Here is a 17,681-nt window from a genome sequence, read left to right as displayed (position 1 = left end):
GCGTTCGGATGGGTTCGAATTAGCAGAGAGGCTGCCCAATATAAAGCCCCACCCGTCGCCGTTCGAGACGAGTCGAAGGCTCTCTCACCAGGTCGTGTTGAAAAGACCGAAATGCGGCTGCTGGGCCACCAGCATCGGCCGGCCAAACTGTTGTGGCCCACCATACTGCGGCCCACCATATTGCGGGGCCGTGTGCGCTCTGGCGACCTTACGCTTGGGCTGAGCCTGGGCCTGCGGCTTCTTGGCGGCGCTGTCGGCCTTCGAGCCAGGGGTAAACTGGGCAAAGGTCTCGCGCACCCGCGCCTTGGCCGACATCTCCGCGAGGGCCGCTGCCGACGCGGTATCCGGCGGCTGCGGCGCCGCGACGGTGGCGGTCTTCATCGCAGGCGCGGCAATCGTCGGCTGGCTGGTATCGAGCACCACGCGCTCAGGCAAATGGCGATCGGACCGGATCCGGATCAGTGGCTGGTCGTTGCTCGCCGTCGCAACAGTTTGCGTCACTGGTGACGCCGGCAGAACGAAATCCACGGCAAATAACAGTGCGAGCAAAGCTCCACCGACAAAGATGAAATACCGAAAGATGGGCATAGCCGCGCTCCGCCCCCCGCATCCCCGCGTGGGCTCTCCGCCTCAACAGGCGATCTTCTAATTGGTTCCTAGCCCAGCCGTACGGTTCAAATGGCGACGCGAAGTTTTTTGGCCAAGTCTTGCGGACGGTAACTTTTCCGCTATCGGAAAATGCAGCGCTTTACGCGCGGCGCGCTGCAACCAGCGAACACTTCGCCTGATCGGCGTTCACATTGACGTAGCCGACGGGGATCTGCGCATAGGTCTTGCGGCTCTTCATGCTGACGGGGTCCGCCAGCACACGGCTGCGATCGGTGAGATGACTGCCGTCGCGCCGCGCGAAAGCGCAGACGATCTCGACATCCTTTACGGCATAGTCATTGTCGTTTCGCAGCGTGAACGTCACCAGCGCCTTCGAGCCGAGGCCGCCGCGGCGCCAGGTCTGCGATGAAATCCTGAGACGACCGAGTTCTGCCATTGCCGGCGCCCGAGCTTCGGGGGCCGGCGCGCCCGCGCCGGCCGAATCGCCCGAAGGAGCCGTCTCGACGGCTGCCAGCTCCGACGTCCCCGACTCAGCGCTATTGCTTTTGGAGAGAGGCAGCAGCATCCAGATTCCGCAGCCGACGATGATCGCTGCCAGCAACCACAGCAAACTTCGGCCAAACGAGACGCTCGCAACCGTCACGGTCCGCGCCAATCGCTCGCCGATTCCGGCGAAACGCCTCAACCCGATCCGGTCAAGCCCAGCGTTCATGGTTTTCGTCACCGACAGCGGCTTACGCCCGTCCGACGACGGACCGAGCCGCTGGATACCTTAATCGGGAACACGAACCAAGGTTCCCGGCCGTTGCGAATCGGCAAGGACGGTGGTGATCACCGGCAGGGGCCGTTAACATGCGGCGCAACATCCGAAGGTCCCATTGGGAGAGAATGAAATGCCAGTCGTCACTTGGGATCACGTCCATCTGCGCAGCCCTGATCCGGAGGCCACGGCGGCCTGGCTGCGCGACATCCTCGGTGGCGAGATCGTGCGGGCGCCCGGACGGATCGACGTGAACCTTGGCGGGGCCAGGATATTCATCGCGCCGCTCGAAGGCGACAGCGCCGTCAGCCCGCCGCCCGCGCATCCGCATCAGGGCCTCGACCATTTTGGTCTGACGGTAAAGGACATCGACGCCGTCGCCGCCGAGATCAAGGCCAAGGGCGTCACTTTCACACGCGAGCCGACGACGATCAGGCCCGGCGTACGCATCTGCTTCATCCGCGGCCCCGAAGGCATCTCCATCGAACTGCTCGAGCGCGACACCAAGTATACCTGACGTGGCGCGGGCGGCATCAGGCATCAGCCCTCCGGGCGAAGCGTCGCTTGGTGGCCTATGTCATGCTACCAGGCATAAAGCAGCGGATGGTGACGCCCATGGGGCCGTAGATCGGCCAGACCATGGTTCGACCCGGTTGGGCTCCGAGATCACGGCCTCCTCGGGCACGTCCACCCAGACGAGCTCTTGCGGCTGGCCGTCGATGCCCGAGCCGTAGCGCGGGATGCGGACACGATAGTGCCCGTCCTTGCTGTCCCAGTCGGAATCCGAGACGGCCGAGCCGTCGGCGTCCGAGCAGCAAGGCCCCTTGCCGCTTCGCAAGCCGTCGAACCAGGCCTTCAAGTCCGGATTGGTGTTCGCGAATTGGCCACGGTCACGCGCGTGCCCGAAGGAGGCCGCAAGCGCACTCAGGCCCAAGGCGCACGCGAGCCTTATCAAGCTTCGCCAGCGTGTCGCGGTGCCGCTCCGCCGTCGTTCGCTTTTGCAATTCGCGGGACGCACACTGTACAGACGCGGCTCAACGCCGCCGGAATCGATCCAGTTGCTCACGTTCGTCTTGCTCCAGCACTCCGCGGCCAGTGCGATAATGGCTATGCATTTCGCGGGCCAACTCCAATGCGCAACGTCCGGCCTCGCCTCATCATCAGAGCGTCATGACGGCGTCACGCACAAGCCGGAACAATCACGGCTCGCGACGGCGATGCCCCTGCCGCCCGCTAAACTGCCGCGTTGCGCGTGCGATGCGCTTTGGCATAAATGCTCTACCGGTTACGCCGTTGGGCGATGGCGGCCGGCCTGCGGGACGTGATGAAGAACGGCCTCTATTCGATTCACGTGAGCCTGCTCGACGGTCGGGTCGGCAAAGGCAGCGGCGTGATCCTTTTCCGCGACGGCAAGATTCTTGGCGGCGACGCCTACCTCTATTACACCGGCAGCTACACCGTGAAGGACAACACCTTCAAGGGCGAAGTGCTGGTGCAGCGCCACACCTCGCCGCGGGGCGACGACAATCCGCTGTTCGGCGGCCCCGCCCCGGTCGGCATCGGCGTCAGTGGCACCTTCACGGAGACGCGCGGGGAGATGACCGGCACGGCGCTGGTCGGCAAGGCCAGCCAGATCTTCGGCGCGACGCTGCACAGGCTCGCCGACGTCGATTAGGGCGTGCCAATAAGTCACGACGCACGGCTCAAAACCAGTCTGCAGCAGCCTCCTGACATCCTGAGCAATAGATCGTATGCAGTGAGGATGCCTAGATCGTGGACATATCGCCCATGGGCACGTGACTCGGCGATCGAGTTCGGCCACCTCGCGGCGGCACAGGCGGTCGCGCTCGCCTGTCACCTTCACCCGAATGTCCAGGTCGCCGCCGTCCACAAGGGATGGCGCATGTACATGACCACATTCGGAGAGTTTCTCGCCATCGCGGGCGATATCGTCGTCATCCCGGCGGGCGTACCGCACGCCTCGCAAGGCGGCGCGGGCTCGATCGTCAACCATCTCTATTTACCGGGCGTTCATGCGGCGGTGAGAAGGATCTCGGGGCCGTTCTGCATCCGTAACTCGCGGGCAACCTTGCCAGAGGAGATGCTCGACGCGATCGGCTCGCATGATCCGTGCCCGAGACGTCTGACGCTGCCGGCCAAACGTGCCGCGCTGACGGAGCTGGTTTCGTGCGACGATCTCGACATCCGCACGATCGCGGCACGCCAGGGCCGATCGACCGACGGCTTCATTCGGCAGTTCAAGCGAGAGATTGGAATGACCCCTGCCGCCTATCGTCTTGCGCTGCGACTGGCAGCGGCACGCTCACGTTTGAAGTGCGGCGACACCGTCGCGGACGTGGCTTATGCCGGCTCGTTCTCCGACCAGAGCCACCTTGGTCGCCTGTTTCGGCGCGCTTACGGCGCAACGCCTGCCGCCTACCGCTGCGCGTTCGCAGATTGAGGCGGTCGATTTCGTTCCAGACGTGAATTGGCTCCAGGCGCTAAGCTGGCGCCACTTCCCATGCCATTACGAGCCGCGCATGAACCTTCTGGCAGCCTTCGTCGTCCTCTCCGCGGGCCTGAGCCTCGCCTTTCAGCAGGTGCTGAACGCCAGTCTTGGCAAGGCCATGCAATCAGGGAGGTGGGCGGCGTTCGTGAGTTATCTTGGCGGGACAATCGCATTACTGCTGGTCCTGATCGTCGTGCGCGAGCCGATACCCGCTGCCGCCCTGGCCGGACGAGCGCCTTGGATCGCATGGACCGGGGGAATTTTCGGCGCGATCTTCATCGCGACCAGCATCCTCATGGTGCCGCGCCTCGGCGTGGCGACGGTGTTGACGTTGATCGTCGTGGGTCAGTTGCTTGGTTCATTGGCGTTCGACCACGTCGGCCTGTTCGGCCTGCCGCACCATCCGATCACGTTGACACGGGCGTTGGGCGCCGGGTGTCTCATCCTGGGCGCGGCTCTCGTTCGCGGGTAACGATCGCCGGCAGCGCGGCGCGCTAGCGAGTCCGCGACCTGATCATTCCGCCGCTTGCTCGAGCGGCGCTGTGCGCGGCAGGATCATCTGGATGCGCGTGCCACCGCCCGGCTCGGAATCTAGGTCGAGCCGGCCGCCGAGCCGGTTGGTGACGATGCTGTAGACAATGTGCAGGCCGAGGCCGGTGCCGCCCTGATCGCGCCGCGTCGTGAAGAACGGATCGAAGGCACGGCGGCGGACGTCGAGCGACATGCCGCAGCCATTGTCGGAGAAGACGATCTCGACATTGTCCTTGCCGGACTCGCGCACCTGGATGTCGATGGTCCCCGGCCGGCCGTCCGGAAAGGCGTGCGCCACCGAATTGAGAAACAGATTGGTCAGCACCTGGCCGTACGGGCCGGGATAGCTGTTCATGGTGAGATCCGGCTGACACTCGACATTGAGCGTCAGATTGTGCTTTCGCAGGCCGGGCCGCAGGCTCATCACCACCTGCTCGGTGAGGTCGCCAAGGTCGAAGCTGCGCTGGTCCGAATAGTTGCGGTCGGCCGCGACCTGCTTGAAAGACTGGATCAGCTCGGCGGCGCGGTTGAGATTGGAGACGAGCTGCGAAGAGGCATCGCGGCTGGTGTTGAGAAACTCGTTGAGCGTGGAGCGGCGGAGCTCGCCGCGCTCCACCTCGGCGGTGAACATCGCGGTCTTGCGCTCCAGCGCGGACGCGACCGTGAGGCTGATGCCGACCGGATTGTTGACCTCGTGCGCGACGCCGGCGACCAGGCGCCCGAGCGCGGCGAGCTTCTCCGCCTCGATCAACGAGGCCTGGGTCTCGCGCAGATTGCGCAGCGCGGTCTCGGCAGCTTCCTTGGCTTTGCGCATCTCCTGCTCGCCGCGCTTGCGCTCGCCAATGTCGAGCGCGACGGTGACGATGCGTTCGATCTCGCCTTCGGCGTCGAGCAGCGGCAGCTTGTTGACCAGCCATTGCCGCATGTTGCCGGAGGCGTCCTTGTACTCCTCCTCATAGAAGCCGAGCCCCTTGCGGAGCTTGAGCACGCGCTTGTCGCTCTCGTCAGACTTGGCTGCGCCGTAGCGCGACATCAGGTCGGCCGTGGTGCGGCCGAGCGCGTCGCTCGGCTCGATGCCGAAGATACCGGCCATGTAACGGTTCATCAGCACATAGCGCAGGTCGCGATCCTTGACGTTGATCACCGCCGGCACGGTGTCGATGACCTGCTGGAGCAGGCGCCGGCCTTCGGCGATGGCATCTTCCGCCCGCTTCTGGTCGGTGATGTCGCGCAGCGTGCCCTCGTAGCGGACGATGTTGCCCTGCTCGTCCCGCACGCCCGTGGCGCTGTCGGAGAGCCACAGGATGTTGCCGCTGCGCTGGCGAACCTGATACTCGAACTCGCGTACCATGCCGTCGCGCGCCATTAGCCGCTGATATTCGGCACGCGCCTCGGGGTGGACGTAGATCGTGTGGGCGATGTCGTTGATGCTGTCGATGAGGTGCTGCGGGCTGTCGTAACCCATCATCCGCGCCAGCGCCGGATTGGCGTTGAGGAGGTCGCCGGCCGGCGTCGTCACGTAAATGCCATCGACGGAGCCCTCGAACAGTTTTCGGTAGCTCTCCTCCGCGAGGCGCTGCTCGGTGAGCGCGCGCACCGCCGCCTCGCGCGCCGTGTCGGCCTCCTCGAGCGCGCGGCGGAACACTTCGGCCGCGCGCGCGATATCGCCGATCTCGTTGTCGAGGTCGGCCGAAGGGATCGACGTGTCCTTCTGGCCCGCTGCAAGCGCGCGAATGGAGCGCGCGATCTGGGCGAGCGGACGGACCGTCCTTCGCACCACGAACAACGCGGCGCCGATGCCGATCAGCACGCCGACCGTGCCGAGCACGATGCTCTGCCACCGCGCCTCGGTCAGCGTGCGGGCAAAATCGCGCGACAGCACGTGGCCGCGGCGCGAACTGACCTCGCGCAGCAATTCGGTGACGCGGCCGATCAGGCGGCCCTCGGTGCCCAGCACCTCGCGGTCGATGTCGGCGATCTGCCGCTCGCGGACGGCGACCGCCATGATTGCCTCGGCGTAATCGTTGACAGCCAACCTCAGCTTGCTATCGGCGGTGTCCATCGCCCGCATTCCCTCCGCGGCCTGCTCGGCCGCGGAAGGGTTGCGCGCCAGCAGCCCGAGCGCGATCCGGCTCTGCGCCTCGGACAGGCGGGAGGCCAGCTCGCGGTCCGCGGTGCCGGCGACGGCCGCGTCGAAACGGTCGCGCAGCGGTGGCAGGCCGGCGAGCAGCTGGGCGCGGCGGTCGATCAGGGTCGAGATCCGCTCCAGGCCGGTCCGATAGGTCGCAAGCCGCTCGGTGACCCCGTCGATCATGTCCTGCTGCTCGGGCGCGAGCTCGATGCGGGTCTTCTTCAGGATATCGCTTAAGGCGGAGGCCGCCTCGCCCACCTGCTGGAACTGGATGCCGGCGCCGGGATCGGTGACGAAGTCGCGCGCGGCAAGGCGCAATTCGTTCATGCGGCGATCGATGTCCTCGGCAAGGTCCCCGACGCTCTGGAGCCGCTGCAGCTCGGCGAAGGTGGTGTCGATATGCCGGATCGCAATCACGCTCGCGGTCGAGGTGACGATGATCACCGCCAGCACCAACAGGAAGCTGCCGAAGGTGAGCTGGCCGATGGAGAGCGAGAAGGTTCGCTTTTTCTCTGGGGTCGGCATCAATTCGGCGGACATTGGGGCTTTTGAGGACCAGGCTGCTGGAGGCCCAATATACGACGTATTGCGCCCCCGGGGGAACATGCCTCTGGCCGCCGAATATCCTTAATATCCGGAGCCTGCCGCCCCTTCTTCGTCTCGGACTAAGAGCTCTTGACGCTTGCCGGCCGCCCGGCCGGGATCGTCATGGCGGCAACGCCGAGGACGACGCAGGCCAGATCGATCCAGGCGGTGTGGCTCAAGGTCTCGCCGAGGAACGCGACGCTGATGGCAACCCCGATCGGGACGCGCAGATAGGCCTGCGCCGTGGTCCCGACCGAGCCCAATGTCTGGATCAGGCGGAAGTAGATCGCGAAAGCCGCCGCAGTCGAGAACACGGCCAGCGCGAGCAGCGCCAATACGGAAGTCGGCGAAGGCGACAGCCTCCAGGGCTGTTCGATCGCGAGCGAGGCCGGAATCAGCACGGCTGCGCCCGCCAGCAGCGAGCCGGCGGCCGGCGCCATGGGGTCGAGCCCCTTAAAACTGCGGCCGAAGATCGCGGCGCAGGCATAGCAGATCGTCGCGGCGACGATCGCCGCCTCCGCCAGCAGGCCGCTGTCGATGTCATGGAAGGCATTGACGCCGACGATCAGCAGGATGCCGGCCATGCCGGCGATCACGCCAAACAGCTTTCGCGGCGTCGTCGGCTCGTGACGGGTGATCAGCGCCGTGAGCAGGAAGGTGAAGATCGGTCCGGCCGAATTGAGGATCGTAGCAAGCGCAGCATCGACATGGCGCTCGCCCCAGGCGATCAACGTCCAGGGGATGACGCTGTTGAGCACGGCCTGGAAGGCGAAGCGCTGCCAGGTCTCGCGGTCGGTCGGCATCCCGATGCCGCGCGCCCGCATGACGGCCAGCAGCAAGAGGCCTGCGATCGTGGTGCGCGCCGCGATCAGCGTGACCGGCGGAATGGTGGCAACGCCCAGCTTGATGAAAGTGTAGGAGCCGCCCCAGAGCGTTGCGAGCGCGACCAGCAACGCCAGCTCGACGGCGATGTTGGTACCCTGCCGGTTGTCCATGACTTGCGTCCCATCCATTCGCGATGGACAGAACCTAGCGTGTCCGCGGCCGCCGATACTTCGTTTGGCGTCGAAGTATCTAGCCGACCGCGCCGACCTCGAACACCTCGCCATCGTAGCCGGCCTCGCGGGGGATGCGGAGCTGGCGGCCGGTTTCGGTCTTGGTCATCACAGGCATGACCGTGACGATCGACATCCCGCGGGCGTGCTCCAGTGCAGCACTCACGCTGCCCTGCTTGGCAAGCCGGATCAGATTGCGGGTGGTCGGGAACGGCAGCTTGAAGCGGCCGCTCGCCCCGCCCTCCACCGCCTCGCGCGGCGAGACCCAGATGGAATCGGTGGACTCGCGACCATCATGGGCGCCGAGCTGATCGGGCGGCGCGGCCGCAAGGAAGAACCAGGTGTCGAACCGCTTCGGCATGCCCTCTGGCGTAATCCAGTGCGCATACGGCACGAGCGTGTCGAGCGCGAGCTGAAGACGGTTATCGGCAAGGATATCGAGGAAGCTGACCTTGTGCTCGTTGAGCGCGACGCGATGCGCATCGGCGATCTCGCCGGCACGCTTGGCATCGACCGGTGCGCCCGAATCCTTCGATCGCGCCAGGAGGATGCCGCTCTCTTCAAAAGTCTCGCGGATTGCCGCGATCCGAAAGCCGCGGTCCGCCTCGCTTAAGCCCTCGCCGCCCGAATAGAGGTCGGCGCGGACCACGATCTCCTTGTCGCCTGCATCGACGCTGCCGCCGGGAAATACCAGCGCGCCCGAGTTGAACTCGATCTGATGATGGCGGACCATCATGAAGACCTCGATCTCGCCGCGGTTCTTGCCGTCGACATCCACGCCGTCGCGCAGCAGGAGGATCGTCGAGGCAGGGCGTGATGCGGCGGCTTCAGGCATGCGGCTAACCTGCGGCGCTGGATTGCGGGCCGAGATTGGCGCGCTTGTCGATTCGGGCGACGCGCGACAGCAGGTATTCGACCTCCGCCTTCGCCGCCGGCGTGATTGTCGCGCCGGGCTTGCGCTGCGCGCTGGAGGCGATGATGCCGCGCTTCTGGAGCACGTATTTGCGCACGGCAAGGCCGGCGCCCGGCTGCTGCTCGTAGCGGATCAACGGCAGATGCGCGTCGAACAGATCATGCGCGGCATCGCGCTTGCCTTCCTTCGAGAGGCGCACGACATCGATCAGGAGCTCGGGGAAGGCATAGCCGGTCATAGCGCCGTCGGCGCCGCGCTCCATCTCGAAATCCAAAAAGAGCCCGCCATTGCCGCAGAGGATCGAGAGCGGACGGAGCGAGCCGTCCTTCTGGAAATTGCGCAGCGTCGAGATCTTTTCCAGCCCCGGCCAGTCCTCGTGCTTGAGCATCACGCAGTTCGCATTGTCCATAACGATCTTGCGGATCACGGCGGGGGTGAACACCACCGAGAGCGTCAGCGGATAATCCTGAAGCACCCAGGGCACGTCAGGCCCGATCGCCTCGGCAGCCTGCTTGAAATAGCCGACGATCTGGTCGTCGGTGCGGAGCGATGGTGGCGGTGCGATCATGACGCCGGCCGCGCCGGCGTCCATCGAGGCCTTTGCCAGCGAGCGCATGGTGGCAAAACCCGGCGCCGAGACGCCGACGATCACCTGCATCTTCTTGGCCCGCTTGACGAAGCGCACCGCCACCTGCTCGGCCTCGGCGGCATCGAGCTTCGGCGCCTCGCCGAGAATGCCCAGCACCGTCACGCCGTCACAGCCGACCTCCTCGTAGAAATCGGTCAGGCGGTCGATCGAGCGCTCGTCGATCCGGCCGTCGTCATGGAACGGCGTCGGCGCGATTGCGAAAGTGCCCTTGGCGTCGGCGGTGAGTTTCATGTTCGTCTCGTCTCTCTTTCTTTTGTCATTCCGGGATGGTCCGAAGGACCAGACCCGGAATCTCGAGGTTCCGGGTTCGATGCTTCGCATCGCCCCGGAACGACAACTCAGCCTAAAACCGCCGCGCTCCCATCTTGATCTGCTCCTCGGAGAAGAAGATCTCCTTGGCGTGATCAACGATGTCCTGGGCCTTCCAGCCCGAGTGCGGCGGTTTCCAGCCTTCCATCTCCATCATCCGCATCTCGCGCACGCCGCGGGGCCCGGACACGCCCAGCACCTTGCCGGTCTGGTCGCCCGACAAGTCGCTGACCATGTATAGCACGGCCGGCGCGATGCCGTCCGGACCCAGCGCCGCGCCGGGGTTCTCCTTATAGCGGGGCAGGTCTGCTGTCATGCGGGTCAGCGCGCCCGGCGCCAGCGTCCATATCCGGATGTTGTACTTGCGGCCCTCGATCGCCAGCACGTTGGACAGGCCCCAGATGCCGCCCTTGGCCGCGCCGTAATTGGTCTGGCCGAAATTGCCGATCAGGCCCGAGGTCGAGGAGGTGTTGACGATGACGCCGCCGCCGTTTTCCCGCATCCAGCGAAACACCGGCAGGGTGCAACAGAAGGTGCCCTTCAGATGCACCTTGATGACCTTGTCCCAATCCGCCTCGGAGGCTTTTGCGAAAGTCTGGTCACGCAGGATGCCGGCATTGTTCACCAGGATGTCTGCCCGGCCAAAGTGCTTGATGGCGTCGTCGAACACCGATTGGCCGCCCTCCATGGTGGAGATGTCGGCGCCGTTGGCGACGGCCTTGCCGCCCTCGGCCTTGATCGCGTCCACCACCTTCTGGGCCATCGAGGTGTCGGCGCCGGAGCCGTCGCGGGGCCCGCCAAGGTCGTTGACGACGACCGAGGCCCCTTCCCGCGCGAACAGCTTTGCATAGGCCTCGCCGAGCCCCCCGCCCGCACCAGTGATCAGCGCAACCTTGCCGTCGAGTAGTCCCATGGTGGCGTCTCCCTGTTTTGTTTTCGTGTTCCGGACAAGATGCAGCGTGAACGCTGCATCGCAGAGCCGGGACCCAGTTCTTCGTCGAGCATTCCCTGCCCCGGCTCAGCAGCGCATCACTGCGTGCTGCGCTGCGCCCGGGGCACGAGACCGACCTAACCCAGCACCGTCTTGCCGTTCTTGATCACGGTGACCCCGCGCGACTTCACCTTGGCTTCAAACGAGATCACGTTGCCGTCCTTCCAGAGGTCCATGGTTACGGTCTCGCCGGGATAGACGGGCGAAGAGAACCGGGCAACGTGCTGGCGGAAGGCCGAGGCGTCGTAATCGGCATAGGTCTGGAGCACGCCGCGACAGGTGATGCCGTAGGTGCACATGCCGTGCAGGATCGGGCGCGGGAAGCCGGCCTTCCTGGCGAACTCGGGGTCGGAGTGCAGCGGGTTACGGTCACCGCAGAGGCGATAGACCAGCGCCTGGTCGGGGCGCGTCGTGATGTCGATGGTCTTGTCGGGTGCGCGCGACGGAATCTTGTGGGGATCGGGCTGCGTCAGGTTCGGACCGCCGAAGCCGCCGTCGCCACGGGCGAAGCGCGAAGCGACCAGCGTTGCCAGTTTCTCGCCCTTCTCGTTCTTCAGCACCGTCTGGTGGCTGATCACGACGCCCTTGTCCTTGCCCTTGTCGTAGACTTCGAGCACGGAGGAATCGGCGGTGATGTTCGCGGCGACCGGCAGCGGCTGGTGGAAGGTGATGTCGCGCTCTCCGTCGACCACCATCACGCGGTTGAGGTTCATCTCGCCGGGACCCGAACCCCACGCTGCGACGGACGCGAACGTCGGCACTACCTTGAGCGGCCGCGGCGTCAGCGTGCCCTCGTTGACGAAGGCAAGCTCCTTCTCGTCCATGGGATCGGCGCCTAGGCCGATGCCATAGGCGTAGAGCATTACGTCGCGGTCGGTGTAGGCGTATTTCTGGCCGATGTTTTTCAGGCTTTTGAGTTCTTCGTATCTGGCGGACATGTTGTTTGTCTTCCTCCCGGTCTCCCCGCAAGCAGCGGCGCTCGTTGATGCGCCCTCTCCCCTTGTGGGAGAGGGCCGCGAGACCCTTGCGGCAAACTCGTTTGGGTGAGGGGTTGCTTCCGCATCAAGCAATCTCTCCGCGGAGCGATACCCCTCATCCGGCGCCAAAGCCGAAGCTTCGCTTCGGCGTCTTTTAAGGACGGCCGCCGGAGGCGGCCTATGCCACCTTCTCCCACAAGGGGAGAAGGAAGAAAGCAATCAGGCCGGCGTGAAGAATGGCAGCGGTGCGCCGTCGGTCGGCTTGAACACCACCTTCACCTTTTGACCGATCTTCAGCTTCTCGAGATCGCAGTCGACGAAATTGGTCTGCACCGACGGCCCCTCCTTCAGCGTGACGTAGCCGATCGCGTAAGGACCGGTCGGCGACTTCCGCATCAGGCTGTAAGTGTAGATCGTGCCTTCGCCCGAAGCCTCCTCCCACACCGTCTTGTCGGAATAGCAGAACGGGCAGATCGCGCGCGGGAAGTAATGCGCTTCGCCGCAGGCGGTACAGCGCTTGATCATGAACTTGCCGCGCTTGGCGGCGTCCCAGAACGCTGCGGTCTCGGGATTGGTCACCGGGGCCGGATTTTTTTTTGCTTCACTCATCACACGCGCTCCAGAATGGCGGTCGAGGCGGCGTGGCGAACACCCAAAAGGCCGCCCGTGCCATGGGCGATGGCGAGATCGCAATTCTTGACCTGCACCTTCGGATGCGCCTCGCCGCGCAGCTGCCTGACGGCCTCGATGATCTTGGTCATGCCGCCGCGGTTGACGGGATGATTGCTGCACAAGCCGCCGCCGTCGGTGTTGAACGGCAGCTTGCCGACGCCCGAGATCAGATTGCCATCGGCGACGAACTTGCCGCCCTCGCCCTTCTTGCAGAATCCGAGATCTTCGAGCTGCATCAAGACGGTGATGGTGAAGCTGTCGTAGATCGAGGCGTATTTGATGTCCTTCGGCGTGATGCCGGCTTCCTCGAAGGCGCGCGGGCCGGACCAGATACCCGCGGAATAAGTGAGGTCGAGATCCTTGCCGCCGCGCGGGCCTTTCATGGCCTCGCCATGGCCGATCAGGCGCACCTGAGGCTTCTTCAGGCTTTTGGCAATCTCTGGCGTCGTCACGATCAGCGCGCCACCGCCGTCGGAGACGACGCAGCAATCCATGCGATGGAGGGGATCGGAGATCATCGGCGAGTTCAGGACGTCCTCGACGGTGACGACGTCCTTGAGCATCGCATGCGGATTGTATTGCGCATGATGCGAGGCCGCGACCTTGATCCAGGCGAGCTGCTCGCTCGTGGTGCCATAGTCGTGCATGTGGCGCATGGCACACATGCCATAGGCATTGTGCGTGGTCGCGCCGTAAGCGGATTCGAAATCAACCTCTGCGCCGGCCGCCCGCGGCGGCATCACGCCGGTGCGCGGCTTGCCGGCCAGCGTGATCAGCGCGATCGAGCACTTGCCTGCCGCGATCGCTTCGGCGGCGTGGCCGAGATGGATGATGTAGGAACAGCCGCCGGTCTCGGTGGAATCGACATGGCGGAGTTTTTTGGTGTTCAGGCCGAGATAATCGACCATCGGCCAGGCGCCGCCGGGTGCATCGCCTGCGCAGAAATAGCCGTCGACATCGTCCTTGGAGAGCCCGGCATCCTCGATCGCGCCCTTGGCGACCTCGGCATGGAGCTGGGCGGTGGATTTGTCCGGCGCATGCCGGGTCGGGTGTTCAAAAATCCCGGCAATGTAGGCCTTGCCCTTGATGGTCAAACTTCAGGTCTCCGCTCGCGTTTCTTCTTGCTCCGTTTTTCTGAACCGCGGTGGCCTGCTTGGCAAGCGCGGAAATATTCCGCCCCGCGAGAGGGTAGCGGCTTGGCGCAAATGGGGTCCGCCTCTCTCCCACGTTCATCGCGAGCGCGGCGAAGCAATCCAGAGTCTTCCGCGGAAACGTGCTGGATTGCTTCGTCGCAAGAGCTCCTCGCCAATGATGCAGGCGACAGCAGAATCCTAAAGCTGCTTTGCCCGACCGCGCAAGCGGTTTTCTTTTTTAACGAAAACAACCCCATGCACAGTAGAACGGGGTTGATTTCAAAGAGGAAAATCGCAGGTCTAGGAGACCTACTCCGCCGCGATCTGCCTTGGCGCGGGCGGCGGGTTGGCGAGGTCAGCGGCGAGCTGGGCGTAGCGGGGCTTGGCGTCGTTTACGGCCTTCTCCTTCACCGGGCCGTAGCCGCGAATGCGGTCGGGCAGCGACAGCAGCTCCACGGCGGTGTCGTGCGTGACTGGCGACAGCAGGCCGAGCACGGTTGAAACGTCCTTCTCGTAGCCGGCGATCAGGTCGCGCTCGAGCTTGCGGTCGGCGCTGCGGCCGAAAATGTCGAACGGCGTGCCGCGCAGGAATTTGAATTTGGCCAGCACGCGGAAGACGTTCAGCATCCACGGGCCGAAGGCGCGCTTCTTCGGACGGCCGAGCGCATCAACGCCGCGGCTGAGGATCGGCGGCGCCAGGTTGAAGTTGAACTTGAACTCGCCCTCGAACTGGTCGCGGAGCTGCTGCTCGAAGGCGCCGTCGGTGTAGAGGCGCGCGACTTCGTATTCGTCCTTGTAGGCCAACAGCTTGGCGTAGTTCACCGCGACGGCGCGCGGCAGCGCTTCGCCATAGCCACCCTTCACCGCAACCTCGCGGACCTGATCGACCAGCTTGCGATAACGGTTTGCCAGGCGAGCATACTGATAGGCCGTGAGGTGCTTGGCGCGATGCTCGATGACCTCGTCCAACGTCATCGCCTCCAGCGTCTTGGGTGCAACGACCTCGTCCGTCCCCTTCAGCATGTCGGCGAGGCGCTTGGGATCGGCGACCGCGAGACGGCCGAGGCGGAAGGCCTCCTTGTTCATCTTGACCGAGACGCCGTTGACCTCGATAGCCTGCTCGATCGACGCCGCCGACAGCGGGAACAGCCCTTTCTGATAGGCATAGCCCATCATCATCATGTTGGTGGCGATAGCATCGCCGAGCAGCTGCTCGGCCGGCTTGGTGAAATCGAAGAACACGGAGTCCTTGTGCAGCGCCGTCTCCAGCACCGCGTTGAGCTTGCGGGTCTGGAAATTGAAGTCGCGGTTGAGGACGAAGTCGGCGGTTGGGATGACGTGGCTGTTGATAATGCCGCGGGTGCGGCTGGAGTCGCAGAGCGAGATCGTGTCCTTGGCAACCGCGACCACCTCGTCGGCTGCGAGCACAAGATCGGCCGTTCCAGTGACGATGCGCGAGCAGGTCACCTCGGCCGGATGATCGGACAGGCGGACGTGGCTGAGCACCGCCCCGCCCTTCTGCGCGAGACCCGACATGTCGAGGATCATCGAGGCCTTGCCCTCGATATGGGCGGCCATGCCGAGCAGCGCGCCTATGGTGAGCACACCGGTGCCGCCGACACCGCCGACCGCGATGTTGTACGGCTTGTCGAGGATCGGGCGTGAGGCCGGCTCCGGAAGCTCGCCGATCTCGCTGAGCTCCGCCGGCGCGCGATGGCGCGGCGCACCGCCGTCGATCGTGACGAAGGACGGACAGAAGCCCTTCAGGCAGGAATAGTCCTTGTTGCAGGAGGACTGGTTGATAGCCCGCTTGCGGCCGAACTCGGTCTCGAGCGGCTCGACCGAGATGCAGTTCGACTGCACCGAGCAGTCGCCGCAGCCTTCGCAGACCGCCGGGTTGATCATGACGCGGCGCGGCGGGTCTTCCATCAAGCCGCGCTTGCGGCGGCGACGCTTCTCGGCCGCGCAGGTCTGCACGAATACGATGGCAGACGTGCCCTTGTATTCGCGGCATATCTTCATGACATTGTCGAGCTCGTCGCGGTGATACTTCTTCACGCCGGGCGCGATGGTGTCGGCCGGGTAAGCATCGGGGTTTTCCGAGACCAGATAGAGCTCGCGGATGCCTTCGGCGTAAAGCTGCTGGGTGATCTGCTGCGGCGAGAGATCGCCGTCATGGCGCTGACCGCCGGTCATGGCAACGGCGTCGTTGTAGAGGATCTTGTAAGTAATGTTCGCCTTGGAGGCGATCGCCTGGCGGATGGCGAGAATGCCCGAATGGAAATAGGTGCCGTCACCGAGATTCGCGAAGATGTGGTTCTCCTTGGTGAAAGGCGCAATGCCGACCCAGGGCACGCCCTCCCCGCCCATATGCGTAAATGTTTCGGTCGAGCGGTCCATCCACAGCGCCATGAAGTGACAACCGATGCCGGCCATGGCGCGGCTGCCTTCGGGGACTTTCGTGGATGTGTTGTGGGGACAGCCTGAGCAGAAATACGGGGTACGGGAGATGGGCGCGACCGCCTGCATCTGCGTGGCCTGGCGGCCGTTGAACCAGTCGGCCTTGACGCGGAGCATCTCCGCAATTTCAGGGTTGAGATTAAGTCGAAGCAGCCGCTCGGTCAGCGAGGTCGCAAGCGAGGCGACGCTGAGCTCGGCGGCGAAGGTCAAAAAGCGCTTGTCGTGCTCGTCCATCTTGCCGACGATGCGTGGGCGGACGTCGTCACGCCAGTTGAACAGCTCCTGCTTGACCTGGTTCTCGACGATCTCGCGCCGTTCCTCGACGATGAAGATTTCTTCGAGCCCCACAGCGAACTGCCGTACGCCCTCCGGCTCCAGCGGCCATGGCATGCCGATCTTGTAAAGACGAAGGCCGATCTTGGCGGCGACCTGCTCGGTGATCCCGAGCTCGCGCAGCGCCTGGCGCACGTCCTCATAGCTCTTGCCGGATGCCATGATGCCGAAGCGGGCATTCGGCGAATCCATGGTGACGCGGTTGACCTTGTTGGCGCGCGCAAAGGCGATCGCGGCAAAGCCCTTGTAGTCCTGGAGGCGACGGTCCTGCTCGAAGCGGTCGTCGGGCCAGCGCAGATTGAGGCCGCCGGGCGGCAGCTCGAAATCGGAGGGGATGATAAAGGGCTTCATCTCGTCGGTGAGGTCGATCTCGGCCGTGGTCTCCACCGTCTCCGTGATCACCTTCATGCCGACCCAGCAGCCGGAGTAGCGCGACATCGCGATGCCGAGCAGACCCATCTCGATCATCTCGTGGATGCTCGAGGGATAGAGATACGGCATCAGCGCCGAGATGAAGGCATGGTCGGACTGATGCGGAACGGTGGAGGATTTTGCGCCATGGTCGTCGCCGGCAAGGCAGAGCACGCCGCCGTTCTTGGCCGAGCCGGCGGCATTGCCGTGGCGGAAGACGTCACCGCAACGGTCGACGCCGGGGCCCTTGCCGTACCAGATGCCCACCACGCCATCATATTGGGCGCCGGGCGAGAGGTTGAGCTGCTGCGAGCCCCACACGGCGGTCGCTGCGAGATCCTCGTTCACGCCGGGCTGAAACTTGATGTTGTACTGTTCGAGATGCTTCCGCGCGGCGAAGAGCTGCTGGTCGTAGCCGCCGAGCGGCGAGCCGCGATAGCCGGAGATGAAGCCCGCGGTGTTGAGGCCGTTGGCGCGGTCGCGCCGGATCTGGGCCATCGGCAGGCGCACCAGCGCCTGGATGCCCGTGGTGAAAACGTGTCCGGTCTGCTGGGTGTATTTCTGATCGAGACTGATCGGACCCTGGTTGATGCCCATGCTGTCCTCTTCCGCCCTTCTTGGCCTTTGGCCACTTAAGCCGTTGCCTGCCCGTC

Annotated in this window: 15 protein-coding genes and 1 pseudogene; 4 read left to right on the top strand and 12 right to left on the bottom strand. The window is 64.6% G+C overall.

Translation table 11 applies throughout. The features are described 5' to 3' along the window. Nucleotides 1-84 precede the first annotated feature (84 nt). Both IVA91_RS31455 and IVA91_RS31450 read right to left on the bottom strand, forming a co-directional pair. Complete coding sequence (locus tag IVA91_RS31455) at nucleotides 85-588, bottom strand: hypothetical protein (RefSeq protein ID WP_247276229.1); 504 nt, start codon at nucleotides 586-588, stop codon at nucleotides 85-87. A gap of 160 nt (nucleotides 589-748) precedes the next feature. Next, nucleotides 749-1,264 (bottom strand): hypothetical protein, encoded by a 516-nt coding sequence (locus IVA91_RS31450; RefSeq protein WP_247416855.1) that lies wholly within the window; start codon nucleotides 1,262-1,264, stop codon nucleotides 749-751. Between the two features lie 238 nt (nucleotides 1,265-1,502). Between IVA91_RS31450 and IVA91_RS31445 the strand changes: the two genes are divergently transcribed. Then, nucleotides 1,503-1,886: a VOC family protein gene (locus tag IVA91_RS31445; protein WP_247276227.1), complete on the top strand. Its 384-nt coding sequence runs from the start codon at nucleotides 1,503-1,505 to the stop codon at nucleotides 1,884-1,886. Nucleotides 1,887-1,941: 55 nt separating this feature from the next. Here IVA91_RS31445 and IVA91_RS31440 read toward each other — a convergent pair. Further along, a pseudogene (locus IVA91_RS31440) lies at nucleotides 1,942-2,435 on the bottom strand (hypothetical protein). Nucleotides 2,436-2,693: 258 nt separating this feature from the next. On the opposite strand from IVA91_RS31440, the gene IVA91_RS31435 reads away from it, so the two are divergent. From IVA91_RS31435 to IVA91_RS31425, 3 genes are all read left to right on the top strand, one after another. Continuing rightward, entirely contained in the window at nucleotides 2,694-3,044 is a 351-nt protein-coding gene (locus IVA91_RS31435) for a GrlR family regulatory protein (RefSeq protein WP_247276239.1), read from the top strand. A gap of 234 nt (nucleotides 3,045-3,278) precedes the next feature. Further along, a complete protein-coding gene (locus tag IVA91_RS31430; protein ID WP_247276225.1) occupies nucleotides 3,279-3,830 on the top strand; it encodes an AraC family transcriptional regulator in 552 nt (183 codons plus the stop codon). A 79-nt stretch (nucleotides 3,831-3,909) separates the two neighbouring features. Further along, on the top strand, nucleotides 3,910-4,350 hold the full coding sequence (locus IVA91_RS31425; RefSeq protein ID WP_247276224.1) for a DMT family transporter: 441 nt from the start codon (nucleotides 3,910-3,912) through the stop codon (nucleotides 4,348-4,350). A 42-nt stretch (nucleotides 4,351-4,392) separates the two neighbouring features. Here IVA91_RS31425 and IVA91_RS31420 read toward each other — a convergent pair whose 3' ends face one another. The 9 genes from IVA91_RS31420 to IVA91_RS31380 all read right to left on the bottom strand — a co-directional run bounded on the left by IVA91_RS31420 (nucleotide 4,393) and on the right by IVA91_RS31380 (nucleotide 17,625). Beyond that, nucleotides 4,393-7,080: a PAS domain S-box protein gene (locus IVA91_RS31420; RefSeq protein ID WP_247460112.1), complete on the bottom strand. Its 2,688-nt coding sequence runs from the start codon at nucleotides 7,078-7,080 to the stop codon at nucleotides 4,393-4,395. Between the two features lie 125 nt (nucleotides 7,081-7,205). Next, the gene (locus IVA91_RS31415) at nucleotides 7,206-8,120 is read right to left on the bottom strand and encodes an EamA family transporter (protein WP_247460110.1); all 915 of its coding nucleotides are present in this window, start codon (nucleotides 8,118-8,120) and stop codon (nucleotides 7,206-7,208) included. A 79-nt stretch (nucleotides 8,121-8,199) separates the two neighbouring features. Next, the gene (locus IVA91_RS31410; RefSeq protein WP_247276221.1) at nucleotides 8,200-9,015 is read right to left on the bottom strand and encodes an NUDIX hydrolase; all 816 of its coding nucleotides are present in this window, start codon (nucleotides 9,013-9,015) and stop codon (nucleotides 8,200-8,202) included. A 4-nt stretch (nucleotides 9,016-9,019) separates the two neighbouring features. After that, nucleotides 9,020-9,973, bottom strand: coding sequence for a dihydrodipicolinate synthase family protein (locus IVA91_RS31405; RefSeq protein ID WP_247276220.1), 954 nt, complete (start codon nucleotides 9,971-9,973; stop codon nucleotides 9,020-9,022). 112 nt (nucleotides 9,974-10,085) lie between these two features. Continuing rightward, nucleotides 10,086-10,964, bottom strand: coding sequence for an SDR family oxidoreductase (locus IVA91_RS31400; RefSeq protein ID WP_247460108.1), 879 nt, complete (start codon nucleotides 10,962-10,964; stop codon nucleotides 10,086-10,088). Nucleotides 10,965-11,119: 155 nt separating this feature from the next. After that, the gene (locus IVA91_RS31395) at nucleotides 11,120-11,980 is read right to left on the bottom strand and encodes a MaoC family dehydratase (protein WP_247301131.1); all 861 of its coding nucleotides are present in this window, start codon (nucleotides 11,978-11,980) and stop codon (nucleotides 11,120-11,122) included. Between the two features lie 258 nt (nucleotides 11,981-12,238). Next, the gene (locus tag IVA91_RS31390) at nucleotides 12,239-12,628 is read right to left on the bottom strand and encodes a Zn-ribbon domain-containing OB-fold protein (protein ID WP_247460106.1); all 390 of its coding nucleotides are present in this window, start codon (nucleotides 12,626-12,628) and stop codon (nucleotides 12,239-12,241) included. Further along, a complete protein-coding gene (locus tag IVA91_RS31385; protein WP_247460105.1) occupies nucleotides 12,628-13,785 on the bottom strand; it encodes a thiolase domain-containing protein in 1,158 nt (385 codons plus the stop codon). Before IVA91_RS31385 ends, IVA91_RS31390 begins: the two co-directional genes overlap by 1 nt. Nucleotides 13,786-14,133: 348 nt before the next feature. Next, nucleotides 14,134-17,625: an indolepyruvate ferredoxin oxidoreductase family protein gene (locus tag IVA91_RS31380; RefSeq protein ID WP_247460102.1), complete on the bottom strand. Its 3,492-nt coding sequence runs from the start codon at nucleotides 17,623-17,625 to the stop codon at nucleotides 14,134-14,136. Nucleotides 17,626-17,681 lie beyond the last annotated feature (56 nt).

Origin of the sequence: Bradyrhizobium sp. 153, assembly GCF_023073835.1 — a bacterium.
In the GTDB taxonomy this organism is placed as follows: domain Bacteria; phylum Pseudomonadota; class Alphaproteobacteria; order Rhizobiales; family Xanthobacteraceae; genus Bradyrhizobium.
Note: the sequence above shows the minus strand (reverse complement) of the source record. Positions and strands in the feature narration are given on the sequence as shown.

Bases quoted from the DNA above. Each gene is read 5' to 3' on its own strand.
- IVA91_RS31405 (WP_247276220.1), bottom strand. From the start codon at position 9,973: ATGAAACTCACCGCCGACGCCAAGGGCACTTTCGCAATCGCGCCGACG.
- IVA91_RS31430 (WP_247276225.1), top strand. From the start codon at position 3,279: ATGACCACATTCGGAGAGTTTCTCGCCATCGCGGGCGATATCGTCGTC.
- IVA91_RS31435 (WP_247276239.1), top strand. From the start codon at position 2,694: ATGAAGAACGGCCTCTATTCGATTCACGTGAGCCTGCTCGACGGTCGG.
- IVA91_RS31425 (WP_247276224.1), top strand. From the start codon at position 3,910: ATGAACCTTCTGGCAGCCTTCGTCGTCCTCTCCGCGGGCCTGAGCCTC.
- IVA91_RS31410 (WP_247276221.1), bottom strand. From the start codon at position 9,015: ATGCCTGAAGCCGCCGCATCACGCCCTGCCTCGACGATCCTCCTGCTG.
- IVA91_RS31420 (WP_247460112.1), bottom strand. From the start codon at position 7,080: ATGTCCGCCGAATTGATGCCGACCCCAGAGAAAAAGCGAACCTTCTCG.
- IVA91_RS31415 (WP_247460110.1), bottom strand. From the start codon at position 8,120: ATGGACAACCGGCAGGGTACCAACATCGCCGTCGAGCTGGCGTTGCTG.
- IVA91_RS31380 (WP_247460102.1), bottom strand. From the start codon at position 17,625: ATGGGCATCAACCAGGGTCCGATCAGTCTCGATCAGAAATACACCCAG.
- IVA91_RS31445 (WP_247276227.1), top strand. From the start codon at position 1,503: ATGCCAGTCGTCACTTGGGATCACGTCCATCTGCGCAGCCCTGATCCG.
- IVA91_RS31395 (WP_247301131.1), bottom strand. From the start codon at position 11,980: ATGTCCGCCAGATACGAAGAACTCAAAAGCCTGAAAAACATCGGCCAG.
- IVA91_RS31390 (WP_247460106.1), bottom strand. From the start codon at position 12,628: ATGAGTGAAGCAAAAAAAAATCCGGCCCCGGTGACCAATCCCGAGACC.
- IVA91_RS31455 (WP_247276229.1), bottom strand. From the start codon at position 588: ATGCCCATCTTTCGGTATTTCATCTTTGTCGGTGGAGCTTTGCTCGCA.
- IVA91_RS31400 (WP_247460108.1), bottom strand. From the start codon at position 10,964: ATGGGACTACTCGACGGCAAGGTTGCGCTGATCACTGGTGCGGGCGGG.